Source organism: Halorubrum pallidum (assembly GCF_055380345.1).
Genome location: NZ_AP043945.1, coordinates 578,698 through 590,607, shown reverse-complemented (window position 1 = coordinate 590,607; position 11,910 = coordinate 578,698). Strand labels below are relative to the sequence as shown.

At 49.5% G+C, this 11,910-nt stretch carries 10 protein-coding genes; 2 read left to right on the top strand and 8 right to left on the bottom strand.

The annotated features are described in order from the left end of the window. Positions 1-3 precede the first annotated feature (3 nt). Positions 4-429, bottom strand: a complete 426-nt coding sequence (locus tag ACZ45C_RS04555) for a hypothetical protein (protein WP_460559387.1) — start codon at positions 427-429, stop codon at positions 4-6. A 363-nt stretch (positions 430-792) separates the two neighbouring features. Here ACZ45C_RS04555 and ACZ45C_RS04550 point away from each other — a divergent pair, with 363 nt between their 5' ends. Next, a complete protein-coding gene (locus ACZ45C_RS04550) occupies positions 793-1,608 on the top strand; it encodes an IS5 family transposase (RefSeq protein ID WP_464374304.1) in 816 nt (271 codons plus the stop codon). Positions 1,609-2,281: 673 nt separating this feature from the next. On the opposite strand, the gene ACZ45C_RS04545 is transcribed toward ACZ45C_RS04550, so the two are convergent. The 7 genes from ACZ45C_RS04545 to ACZ45C_RS04515 all read right to left on the bottom strand — a co-directional run bounded on the left by ACZ45C_RS04545 (position 2,282) and on the right by ACZ45C_RS04515 (position 9,824). Continuing rightward, positions 2,282-2,764, bottom strand: a complete 483-nt coding sequence (locus tag ACZ45C_RS04545; RefSeq protein ID WP_460561871.1) for a hypothetical protein — start codon at positions 2,762-2,764, stop codon at positions 2,282-2,284. A 115-nt stretch (positions 2,765-2,879) separates the two neighbouring features. Continuing rightward, positions 2,880-3,725 carry a DUF6036 family nucleotidyltransferase gene (locus ACZ45C_RS04540; RefSeq protein WP_460561869.1) on the bottom strand — a complete coding sequence of 282 codons (846 nt, stop codon included), beginning with the start codon at positions 3,723-3,725 and terminating at the stop codon, positions 2,880-2,882. Then, positions 3,722-4,672: a helix-turn-helix domain-containing protein gene (locus tag ACZ45C_RS04535; protein WP_460561867.1), complete on the bottom strand. Its 951-nt coding sequence runs from the start codon at positions 4,670-4,672 to the stop codon at positions 3,722-3,724. Before ACZ45C_RS04535 ends, ACZ45C_RS04540 begins: the two co-directional genes overlap by 4 nt. A 918-nt stretch (positions 4,673-5,590) precedes the next feature. Next, positions 5,591-6,136 (bottom strand): FliH/SctL family protein, encoded by a 546-nt coding sequence (locus ACZ45C_RS04530; protein WP_460561865.1) that lies wholly within the window; start codon positions 6,134-6,136, stop codon positions 5,591-5,593. Then, positions 6,133-6,657 carry a DUF7437 domain-containing protein gene (locus ACZ45C_RS04525; protein ID WP_460561863.1) on the bottom strand — a complete coding sequence of 175 codons (525 nt, stop codon included), beginning with the start codon at positions 6,655-6,657 and terminating at the stop codon, positions 6,133-6,135. The genes ACZ45C_RS04530 and ACZ45C_RS04525 overlap by 4 nt, the downstream gene beginning before the upstream one ends. Before the next feature lie 1,242 nt (positions 6,658-7,899). Next, positions 7,900-8,715, bottom strand: coding sequence for an IS5 family transposase (locus ACZ45C_RS04520; protein ID WP_128906796.1), 816 nt, complete (start codon positions 8,713-8,715; stop codon positions 7,900-7,902). 26 nt (positions 8,716-8,741) lie between these two features. Further along, positions 8,742-9,824, bottom strand: a complete 1,083-nt coding sequence (locus ACZ45C_RS04515; RefSeq protein WP_460561857.1) for a hypothetical protein — start codon at positions 9,822-9,824, stop codon at positions 8,742-8,744. A gap of 119 nt (positions 9,825-9,943) precedes the next feature. Between ACZ45C_RS04515 and ACZ45C_RS04510 the strand changes: the two genes are divergently transcribed. Then, positions 9,944-11,554 (top strand): pentapeptide repeat-containing protein, encoded by a 1,611-nt coding sequence (locus tag ACZ45C_RS04510; protein WP_460561859.1) that lies wholly within the window; start codon positions 9,944-9,946, stop codon positions 11,552-11,554. Positions 11,555-11,910 lie beyond the last annotated feature (356 nt).

Genomic DNA, 11,910 nt, shown 5'->3' with positions numbered 1-11,910 from the left:
TTCTCAGCTACAGGCGATTGGGTCGGAGAAAAATCGCCGTAACGCAAACGCAACAGTAAATGATACAGTCCCTATTGGGACGCCATACAAAATTGCTGTCCCCACACCGGTAAAAAGTCCATAGTCAGGTTGGGGATGAGTAAGAGCGGTGACACCGTACAGGGAATAGCCGCTCATGATGATCACGGCGACGGCGATACTCAGCAGTATTCCGTCGTTGCGATATGTGTGTATCCCTGCCAGAATCATCGCTGCTACTGTAACTCCAAGTGGACTCATAAGCAAACCAGATGAGTTTCCCATCTCGGCATTTCCAACAAGATAGAGTTGAGCGAATAATAAGACCATGAGAATGACGGAGTACCCCAGATACCGAAGCGATAGGTTCAACGACTTCCCTAGAAGGAACGATTCTAACCGCGATTCCATATATCTCGATGGGTCACTGATTGTATAAGCTTTTCATCGAGAAGGATCTCGAGAAATTAGACATATAGATAGTAGAGGCTCTGTTACAATCTACAGCAGTTGATATTTTTACACTCACAACGCTCAGTACAGAAGGAATACTTAATGTTTCACAGTCATATTTCAGTTCCCAGTCACCGTGATGGCATATTCGTAGTCATCTGAGTTCCGATCGCCGATCGTCTCCCTAACGCTAAAACCGTATTCGTAAGTGCCGGTTTCGGCATCAGGATGCCTTGTTTTGCCGCCTAGTGACGACGTTCTCAGACGCTCTTACTGTAATATTCCGTTAGATTAACCCGGAAATGGACGCCGTCTGGCGATATGGCATCGCTCAGACGGCTTGCTTGGATGTGTCGAGATCTTGCCAAACAGCATGTTGATGATCCGGACGTACCCGCCGCGCCGGACGGCGCGGACGGGTACGCCGAGTGGGTGCAGATCGCGTTGATCCTGTACCGCGTCGAACTGGAGAAGAGTCTCCGTGAGACCGAAGACTACCTCAACGAAATGCCCGGCGTCCTCGCCGTGTTTGATCTTGACGACGCACCGCACTACAGCTCGTTTTGTCGGTGGGAAAAGGAGTACCGAATGCGTGAACTCCGCCGCCTGCTCCGCGCTTCGGCGGAGCAGGCGGGCTGGAGTGGTGAAGCCGCAATTGACGCAAGCGGCTTTCAACGCGATCAAACCAGCTACCACTACCGCGACCGCGCAGACTTCTCGTTTCAGTCGATGAAGACGACGATTTTGATCGACGTGAATTCGCTAGCGATCAAGGACGTTCATTTCACGACGCAGAAGGCATGGGACGGTCATATTGGGATGCAGGTCTTCCGCCGGAACGCGGAAGACCTGCGCGTGTTATCTGCCGACGCAAACTACTCATGGAGCGATCTCCGTGAGGAGTGTCGCTCCAACTCAACGCGACCACTGATCAAGCACAGAGAGCAAACACCGCTACAGAAGGCTCACAACGCCCGGATGAATGAGGATTACAACCAGCGCTGGATGAGTGAAACGGGCTTCTCGCAGTTGAAGGAAGACGACGGCGAGAAGCTACGCTCCCGGAGCTGGCACGGCCAGTTCCGGGAGCTCACGCGGAAGTGCATCATCCATAACCTAACGCAGGCGGCGAGTTAGGGCTCGCCGCCTGCTCCCCCTTCTCCGGACATATTTGGGAGAGGCATCGCCATCGTCATCTGATCAAGGGAGTAAGATGGCATAGTTTTGACTCTTCGAGCAACACCGTCAGCGGCAGCTACTACATCTTCTGAGTGTAAGAACCGTGCTTTAACGCCGTGAAACCGTGAGTTACCGACCCTACCCCGACGCTGTCTTGCGTTCAACAAGGCACATCAGGATCAACTTGAACTGGCACATCTATCGTCACACGTGTACAGTCATCCCAGATCCATATTGGCGGGCAGGAGTCAAGTTGAGCATCTATCGCTGGTGAGGTGTCGACATCCCCAAATCTGACTGGCGCATCCGTACCGCATGAATACAACCGTGGGTCGAACGAGAATCCAGTAATGCCGTCTACCTGTATCTCGAAGGATGCTGAGTCGCCCGGTTTGAGTTCCAATTCCTCCACTTGGACATTCGGTGGCCAGTTATCCTCTCCCGAACAAGACGGACCGCTCCCAAGGCATCCGCCCAAACCTACGGATGCCGTGGGTACAGTTCCGGCGAGGAATTGGCGTCTTTTCATTGGGTCAGAATGACTTGACTGAGAATAAGTGTTTTCGGGTGAGACAGTGTTGCAAAATGGACAGACACTCTACGACTGTACTCAGTAGAGGCTGTTCAGTAATCAAGCCGACCGTATGCGCGTCGCCATCCATTGGATAACAGACCCCGCAACGTAGCCGGTCGTTCCGACGATGACTGCAAGCGCCAGCCCAAAATTAACACTTGTTTCGAGTCCCCCGAGTAATTCGGCGCGGGCAGACCCGTATGCGAACCCCAGCATTCTCGGCGAGGTGTACCGGCCTGCCCCCATCCACTCACCGGTGAGATACCCGACGAGTGGTGGAAAGACGTACCCCCAGAGGCTAATCAGCCACAGCGAGCCGACAGTTGGGACGAAGCCCGCACCGAGAATCCCCGCAATGACAGCAGTTCCCGGAACAATCACAAGCCAGCCCCAGAACTCATAGAGGCGAACACCCATCCCGAGGAGGAACCCGACAGACGCGAGAGCCAAGAGACTGACAACAGAACCGATAACAGTCCAACGAGGAAGACGATCACCGAAGAGATACCTCCAGACCTGACCATCGCCGATATATTCCATACCTGTTATTTGCCTACCGTATTGTTAGTTGCTCGGCCAACTACGCAGTCTTTAGCGAACTGGTGTTTCAGACGACAATCTATCCGAAATATAGGATTTCAACAGAACTATCTGCTTACGATCGTGTAAATTCATCGTGCTTGCCAGTATCCCGAATTCCTTCAGAAGTTCTCTCAGCGAATCCGTACTGATTGAGATACTCGTATCGACGTTCGATCTCTTCGTCTGAAACTCCCAACTCAGCGGCTAGTTCGCTCACGGATTTGGGTGTTTCCTCGTCCAACTGTATTCGGAGTTCGTATCCCTTCATATACTGCTGATAGTACTCTCGAACGACATCATCAAGTGGCGTTTGGATACCTTCGCTCTCATCGAGCCGCTCTAGAGACTCAGAGACAGCCGTGACGAAGAACTCTCCACCCAAGAGCTCTACCTGACGTTCGAGTTCGTTTGAGATGACGTCGAAGTCGAGATCCGTTTGCACGAGCGTAGCCATGTCACCGATGTCGTCCGGACGCTCTGCGACGGCCTTGAAAAGAAAAATGTCCTCGAAGGAAACGAGGCCGACGGAGAAGTATTCCGAAGAAAGAAACTGTTGGCTCCGTGCTTGCATTCCATTGCTGAAGAACAGCTTATCGGCAATCTGTCGATAAAAGACGTCGAACTGGCACCCGGCATCGTTCCGTACGCAATGGCGTGCCCCCAGCCGATCGTACTCGTCACCGAGATCGGTAACCTCCTCATAGCCAAGCTCGTCGAGTACACCCATCAGACGGCTGAGGGCCGTCTCATCCACGACAACGAGATCGATGTCCTTGGTCGTGTCCTTGAGAGACGGTTGGTGAAGTGCCATCGCCCCACCACCGATGAGATACGCCTCGACCTCTGTCTGGAGATGATCCGAAATCTTCCGAAGTTCAGCCTCAATATAACCACCGTCGAATCGCTTCCGAGAACTCATAGAGTGACCTCATACTCTGTGGCTGTTTGTTTGAACTCTTCCCATTCGGGGAGCTGCTCAGCCGTCGTTTCCCCATTTGTCTCCAAGTATTCAATGAGTCCGTCGACGATAGCGCGTAGATCGATCGTCGCCTCAGGATGATAGTATTCAGCGCGGTCTCGTAATGCCGTTCGATCGATATCCTGCTTCTGTATCAGTAACAGACAGTACGTTCTGTACCGAGAGCCATCATCGATCAAGAGGGCATGACAGACCAACTCGACAGGGTCGACCTCGGTGAGTCGATCGGTTCGGAAGTAGTGCCGGCGGTCACGAGTGAGCAGTGGAACCCCAAACTCACCGAACAGCGCTGGTCCGGTTAGATGAAACCCTTCAGCGCTGATGTCGCTGTCACACGCAAAGAGATACTCGTCGTGTGTTTCCCAGAGAAAATTGAGCCCAACAGCGTGTTCTCCTGCTTCACGACGATGTTTCTGATGGAACAGTCCTCGTGCGATTGAGACCAATACGGTAAATGGCTCGTTGAGGCGATACCGGGACTTCGATTTCCCGATGACACCAACCAGCTGGAGATCGTCTAACCGGCGGTATACTGTTGCCTGACTCACGCCACTTCGCTCGGCTAATTCGGTTGCGGTCCGTCCTTGATCGAGATAATAGAGGATCTGTAGCCCAGAGCCGGCGATGAGGGCCGGTAGGTCCATGTGGCGATATTCCGTGAGAAGTGCCTCGAGTTGCTCTATCGGTTCGATTTCCGTAAGAGAAACCAGCTTTTCTCGACCGTTTTGGTTGGTTTGGACGCAGCCGTAGGCTTCTAATTCGGAGACGATGCGTGAGGCATGGCTGGTGCTCCATTCGAGTTGAGCGGCGAGCGCACTAACACTCAGCTCCGGATCACACCCATCTATGAGATGAGAAATCACCTGAAAATGGCTTTTTGATATCATGTTGTCTCAAATAGCGCAATGGTTTTATAAAACACTTTCGAGAATTGAGACGAAAGATAATATTTCCAATGATATGATCACTGTAGTATGTTGGGAGGCGGTCCCATAGTGCTGATCTCGGCGGTCAGTGAGCGTTTCCGCCATCTCCGTCGCTGGGCGCTCAAAGTTATCGCCCTTCGGCGTGGTGGGATCATTCACTTCACCAGTCTGCATGGGATTTTAATAGAATCAGATCGGCAGAAAGCAGTCAGATATTGTATGAACCCCACCCACGATCTGAAGCTTCTTGACAAAGTTCCGCTGAAATGTTAACCGTTTCATGGTCACTAATACACGAAATGACTGCAGCCCCTTGTTCAGTCTCCTTAAGATCGTGTACTGATTCAAGATGTTGGATGATACCCATCCGAAGTCTGGCCTCACCCAATTTTGCTCCCTTTGCACCACAGTACGGACGTTGACGACCGCAGATGGGGCATATTAGTAGGACTGCTTCTCTGTGATATTCTTTGTTCTTTTCAGCTTCAAACTCATTTGGATTACACGATTTACACTTCCACTCTGAACCAATTTTGACCATCATTGAGCCACATTCATTACAAAATTCCATATGATTCTACCACTCAAATTCGCTTTGCGCAGGCAATATCACTTGGAATTACTCGAAGTTGCCCGTCTCTCGTCTGAATTTTAAGCAGATCGCTCTGATTGCGGCTATTGATATCTACTACTTCTCCCTCCCCACGAAAAAATGAGACGTCGTCCCCGATCTCGACATGACATTCAGACATATTGAGACAGTAATATCCCTTCTGTGAAAAACATTATTCAACTTTCAAGAGTGCATGGCTCATCTGTGTTTGGGGGTTTCGGTATTAGTGTAGAAATCTTTTACAACATCCAAGGAATGTAGCTGACTCAGTCAAATTCGGGGACGAAATCCTCGCCGAGTTCATCAGCGAACTCGCCACCACGAAGCCACGTGATTTGCTCGTTGTCGACTCCATATTGAGGAAGTAGCGATTCAGCTGCTTTGCCGAGTGGGATATCGTTCGTTACCAGTATAACCCGACCTGCGGTATCAGTAAGAAGGAATTCGAGCGCCAATCCAACCATTTCTGTATCCGCTTTTTCGATGATATCTTCCGACCGGCCGCTGGCACTGGCAATGAAGCTCCGTGCCTGATCCATCACCGTTGAGATATCCGAGTCAGAATAGGACGGGCTTTCTGTGACCTTCATCCATCCCTCTTGGAGTGCTTTTTCAACAGCAGAATCACTGGTTGTGTACTCGTCGAGAGATGAGTCTCCAGCCACCTCTGCATACACCTGCGGCGAAATTCGAAAGACTGTATCACGCTGGCGAGCTTCCCGAGCAAGCGCCTGAAACCGTGTGCTCTCACGCCGGCCACAACTGATGAGGACAGACGAGTCGATGAAAACGACGGTATCGTCGTGTGTCATTCCGAGCTAGTCTCAACGACAGGTCGGAGTGCGTCCAGAATAACGCCTGCTTCGAGCGGTGAGAGCTCTTGCTCCCGGGCCATGATCTGATGCGTGACAGATCCATCAACGTATTCACGGGCGTATTCCAGCGCGACGGCGAGCCCGTCCAAGCCATGTCGATCGATGTACGTATCGATATCTTCGTCCCGAGTTCGTCGAGCAACCGCTTCAACTAACTCAGGTGTGATCTGCCGTTTGGTGTCACCGTCTGTCAACTGGAGATTGATATCACGAGCCGTGTATTCTGCAGGGCGGCCATCGTTTGGCTGATGAATAAAGTCTGCACCTTCGAGATCGTCGATATAATCGTAGACCGTTCGCTGCGGAAGATCAAGGGCCTCAACTAGATCTTGAATTGTTGACGATGGATGGTGGCGAATGTATGTATAGATCCATGCTTTACGGGCGTTTTCGAGGAGTTCGAATACCTCACCGCCCGTGCCGAGGGGAGTGCCCCAGTTTGCTTCTTTGGTTGCCATTGTCACAAGCAGATTGTGTACAACTCGCAATAAAGGTTGTTGAGACAATGATACCACGTTAACTTACCGAGCCGCGGTAAATACGGGGAGGGGTGATTTATTCGATCTCTTCGATTGTTTCCTTCGTAAATATCCTTTTCAAATTTTCTTTACTATACAATTCTAAGAGTGGTTCTGCGATATCAGTGTGGTTCGATTCGTGTGTCTCATCTAAAATAGCGGTACACACCGTCCACCAGTTTGCACCTTCGGTGGACTTCTCAATTGACTTGACTTGTCTTTTGAACTCATCTCTACCGATTTTGTCAAGTGAATAATCGGTGACTGGGTCCGACAATCTGTAACCTATATCGACCATATATTCCCTATTGATATTCTATCCATATTCCCTTTACTGCTACCAGCACGCGATCTATAATTTGAACACGCAAGTTAACTATACAGTATCTGTCTTAGTGGTTACACAGATTGGTGAATGTATTGAGTTAAATTAAAAACATTTTTTCGATACATCAGGATCGTTTGCGATCTCGACATACTTCCGCCAAACATGCCTAGATGTAACCTCGCTTTCTGTGTCATCTATTTTATTAATTAAAGAATTGAGAGAGTAATTTTCTCCTTGGGATTTAACAATACGATCAAAATGCTTTGAGAACAGATTGAAGGCCTCATCCTCTCGGTCAAAATCTCTTACAACGGTATTACCACACCCTGAGCTAGGACATTTCCAGCGATATTGGGTTTTAGATCTTCCTCCACCACCCATTGCGGCACTATTACGGGAGCGAGCAGATGAGATGCCGCTTACCTTAGTTTCATCTCGATTCATAGGCGATTGACATTCAATACAAAGTGGTTCATTAGATACACTGATTCCATTTATCTCGCCACTTCTGACTTCAGCAGTACCTTTCCAGAGAGTACCTCTTACTTCTACACAACCTTCGAGCGAACTGAATGTAGTAGAAGAACCGGTTGATGTATATCTGATGTGAGCATACCATCCGATCAAAAGACCAAGCAGAATGCCTTGTTGAACGCAAGACTGCGTCGGGGTAGGGTCGATAACTCACGGTTTCACGATGTCAGAGACTGGTTCTTACACTCAGAAGATGTAGTAGCCGCCGCTGGCGGTGGTCGTCAAAGGGTCAAAACTATGGTATCTTACTTCCTTGATCAGGTGACGACGGCGATGCCTCTCCCAAATACGTCCGGAGAAGGGAGAGCAGGCGGCGAGCCCTAACTCGCCGCCTGCGTCAGGTTATGGATGATGCACTTCCGCGTGAGCTCCCGGAACTGGCCGTGCCAGCTCCGGGAGCGGAGCTTCTCGCCGTCGTCTTCCTTCAACTGCGAGAAGCCGGTTTCACTCATCCAGCGCTGGTTGTAATCCTCGTTCATCCGGGCGTTGTGAGCCTTCTGTAGCGGTGTTTGCTCTCTGTGCTTGATCAGTGGTCGCGTTGAGTTGGAGCGACACTCCTCACGGAGTTCGCTCCATGAGTAGTTCGCGTCGGCAGATAACACACGCAGGTCTTCCGCGTTCCGGCGGAAGACCTGCATCCCAATGTGGCCGTCCCACGCCTTCTGCGTCGTGAAATGAACGTCCTTGATCGCTAGCGAATTCACGTCGATCAAGATCGTCGTCTTCATCGACTGAAACGAGAAGTCTGCGCGATCGCGGTAGTGGTAGCTGGTTTGGTCGCGTTGAAAGCCGCTTGCGTCAATTGCGGCTTCACCACTCCAGCCCGCCTGCTCCGCCGAAGTGCGGAGCAGGCGGCGGAGTTCACGCATCCGATACTCGTTTTCCCACCGACAAAACGAACTGTAGTGCGGTGCGTCGTCGAGATCAAACACGGCGAGGACGCCGGGCATCTCGTTGAGGTAGTCTTCGGTCTCACGGAGACTCTTTTCGAGTTCGACGCGATACAGGATCAACGCGATCTGTACCCACTCAGCGTACCCGTCCGCGCCGTCCGGCGCGGCGGGTACGTCCGGATCATCAACATGCTGTTTGGCAAGATCTCGACACATCCAAGCAAGCCGTCTGAGCGATGCCATATCGCCAGACGGCGTCCATTTCCGGGTTAATCTGGCGGAATATTACAGTAAAAGCGTCCCAGACCGTCGTCACTAGGCGGCAAAACAAGGCATTTGGGCAAGTAGATACGCATCCAATCGGGACAAACCTCGAAGTCAATCTTATCTCCCGTGTGCATATCAACTCCCGCAATTGTATAGTAGTCCTCTTCCATTTCGTCAACGACCCCCCAGAGACGGAATGGATTCGTAGAGGAGAATAGTTCATCAACGAACTCTCTAAGGTTCTCAATCCGACGATTGAAATCAATCAAGAGCGGATGACCATCAATATGAGTCCCACTTCCCCTCTGCTCAGTGTACATACTGTACTCATTTTCGACTTTATCTAATATGTTATAGTATTTCTCCATCACGTCGTGGACTTGGCTAAAGTGACCTTCGACTGACTCACCTCTTGCAGTGAACTTTGACTGGTATGTGATATCGCTCAAAAGAACGCGCTCCCCGTACTCTTTCTTAATCCCGACGTTAGAGAGAGAGGTAGACCCGCTAATATTCTCGTTCGTTCTTAGCGTATCCAATACTTCGTCGGCACTATTTCCCCACAAGCGCATAGAGAGACCCTCAACTCCACCTTCATTAGCCATTATGTCGTGGAATTCGTCTTCAAACTTAACTGAGAACGCTCGGAAGATCGCCTCTGGTTGCTTACCGATATCCTCGAGGAATCCGTTTGAGAGCCAAGGATAGTCTAGTTCCGTGAACCTAGGGAAAATAATTCGTTTGATTATCTTGTCGCTCACTGTTGCCTTCGCAATCGTATGGATAGACCAGAACCGGTCGTTCAGTTTATCAATGAAAAAGTAAATCCGTCCGTCATCAGTTTGAGCACTTGCACGCACAAACCCTCTCTCCTGAGTATCAGAGATATACAGTTGCTGATCTCCAAGAGAGACCGTCCCCTCAGTAAATGCGTCTCTGTTCGATTCAATCAGATATGACTTCAAATACGTCTGTCCGTCATCAAGTTCTTGATTTTCAGCAATAGAGTCGTATGATTCGACCATCCGCTCTCGAAGTACTTCTTTTAGTTCCCGTCTGGTATCGACGTACTCGAAAGCGGGCACGATGAAGTAGACTTCTTGGCACTCTCTCTTAAAACTTCATACGTAGATTTAGAAAACCGGCTGACGACGGCTGTAGAAAGATATGTAAAGGCGTGATGAGGTGTTTGGTTTGTCCCTGTATGACAAACAATCAGTGTCAGTATCGGTTTACTTGGTCCGACGAGAAAGAGCGATCTTTCAGCCAGTATGGGGACATAGAGCGCAACGGAAGACCCGGAACATCTGCTCAGGTAGTCGGCGTAATTGACAATCAGCGGATTCTAGAACATTCCTGTTCCAGAGAGGCGGAAGGCGGGACGAACCTCTGTATCTGGCACAGTGAGCGAGAAGATAAGACTACAGATGAACTTAAGGCGGCACTCTCGGAGAATGGCGAAACAATCTGTGAGCCATATCTAAGCGATGCCACGCTCGAAGATCTTGATTTCTCAGAATACATCATTCTTTGGGGAAGATTTGAAGACTCAAACTTAACTCGGATTGATTTGTCGTTCACTACCCTTTGTTTGTCTAATTTTGACGATGCAACCCTCAAAGAGGTGAATTTCACAGGGACGAATCTCTCAGGAACACGCTTTGTCGATGCAACATTCAAAAAACCTAGCTCTGGCAATCGGAATACCACGTTTTCCGATTCAAACTGTGCCGGTACCAACTTCATTGATGCAGACTTCGACACACCACCCATATTCGAAGGAACTCAATTTGACCGCTCAACTCAATTATGCAGAAATCTAATTGATGCGAGGCTAAATAACGCGGACCTGAGTGAAACAGAGTTCACAGACTTGATCCTCACGGGGGCAAACCTCAAAGAAGCAAATCTCTCTAGTGCAGAAATAGAAGCGGATTTCACTAATGCTGACTTGAGTAATATCTACGCGTTCGATGCAGACCTGAGCAATTCGAGACTTGAACGTACTGTGCTTGATGGAGCGAACCTCCAAAGTGCGGACTTGCGAGGAGCAAAAATTCATTCTGCCGTAATTTCAGACGCCGTCATTGACCACGATACTACATTTGATAGAATATCTCCGTATGAAGAAATGGGACGAGAAGAACGGGATTTAGATTCTAAGATTGAGCATATCAACCGAGCGATTTGGTCGTATAACTCTCTCTCAAGACTGAGTAAAGAAAATGCGCTTTCGAAACAAGCACAGCAGTACTATATTAAAGAAAAAGATCTGAAACGGAAGCTCAGTTGGTTAGAGCTGTGTGGGCCTGTTTCATCTAGCTCCGACGGGCGTGTCGGTACAATAAAGGCGAAAATGGGCCAGTTTCAGAATCTCCTCGCAATTTCGAACACACCCGAGAAGCAATTTCGAACACGGTTTGTGAATCAATTCCGACTGTTACTCAAGTCACTCAAAGCGGAAATCTCCCGCCGTACAATCAGATACGGCGAAGGTCACTGGAATGTTTTGTTCTCATTGGGCGTCGTAACGCTACTCTATTCGCTTATTTACCCGATATGGGGCATTCAACAAGGGGATAAGGTGCTGAGATATTCAGTGACTCTGAATGGCATACTTTCTGGGGATCTCTATATCGACTGGGAGATCTGGGTCAATAGCATATATTTCAGCGTGGTCACTTTCACTACTCTCGGATACGGTGATATCCAACCGGTCGGGTTTGCAAAATACATTGCTGCAAGTGAGGCCGTTATTGGAGCTTCGCTAATGGCTCTTCTCGTGTTTGTTTTAGGGAGAAGAGCAACTTGGTAATAAAAAGACTAAGACGGTCTACTCTCTATGACTTATATTACAGCAAAGAAAATGAAGGGTCGGTGATAGTTCAGCCTCGGCATTCGGAGGCCTAGCTAGCAGCTAGAATCGTCTCTGCCTTCTCGTTCCCTATCCCGTCTATTTGCATCAGGAATTCTTTATCAACATTCAGGTCAGCAGGTTTTTTATGACTCCTTCAACCAGTGAGTCGGCGATAGTCTCACCAATACCATTGACGTCTTGGAGAGCTTTCTCACACCTCTGCCGGAACAATTCGGGTTGATCAACTAATCCGCGGTAATTATCCACGCACGCGTCGGTCCAAACTATTATTCAGACGTGGTTTCTCGTCTCGA

Bases quoted from the DNA above. Each gene is read 5' to 3' on its own strand.
- ACZ45C_RS04510 (WP_460561859.1), top strand. From the start codon at position 9,944: ATGACAAACAATCAGTGTCAGTATCGGTTTACTTGGTCCGACGAGAAA.
- ACZ45C_RS04535 (WP_460561867.1), bottom strand. From the start codon at position 4,672: ATGATATCAAAAAGCCATTTTCAGGTGATTTCTCATCTCATAGATGGG.
- ACZ45C_RS04555 (WP_460559387.1), bottom strand. From the start codon at position 429: ATGGAATCGCGGTTAGAATCGTTCCTTCTAGGGAAGTCGTTGAACCTA.
- ACZ45C_RS04550 (WP_464374304.1), top strand. From the start codon at position 793: ATGGCATCGCTCAGACGGCTTGCTTGGATGTGTCGAGATCTTGCCAAA.
- ACZ45C_RS04530 (WP_460561865.1), bottom strand. From the start codon at position 6,136: ATGACACACGACGATACCGTCGTTTTCATCGACTCGTCTGTCCTCATC.
- ACZ45C_RS04545 (WP_460561871.1), bottom strand. From the start codon at position 2,764: ATGGAATATATCGGCGATGGTCAGGTCTGGAGGTATCTCTTCGGTGAT.
- ACZ45C_RS04520 (WP_128906796.1), bottom strand. From the start codon at position 8,715: ATGGCATCGCTCAGACGGCTTGCTTGGATGTGTCGAGATCTTGCCAAA.
- ACZ45C_RS04525 (WP_460561863.1), bottom strand. From the start codon at position 6,657: ATGGCAACCAAAGAAGCAAACTGGGGCACTCCCCTCGGCACGGGCGGT.
- ACZ45C_RS04540 (WP_460561869.1), bottom strand. From the start codon at position 3,725: ATGAGTTCTCGGAAGCGATTCGACGGTGGTTATATTGAGGCTGAACTT.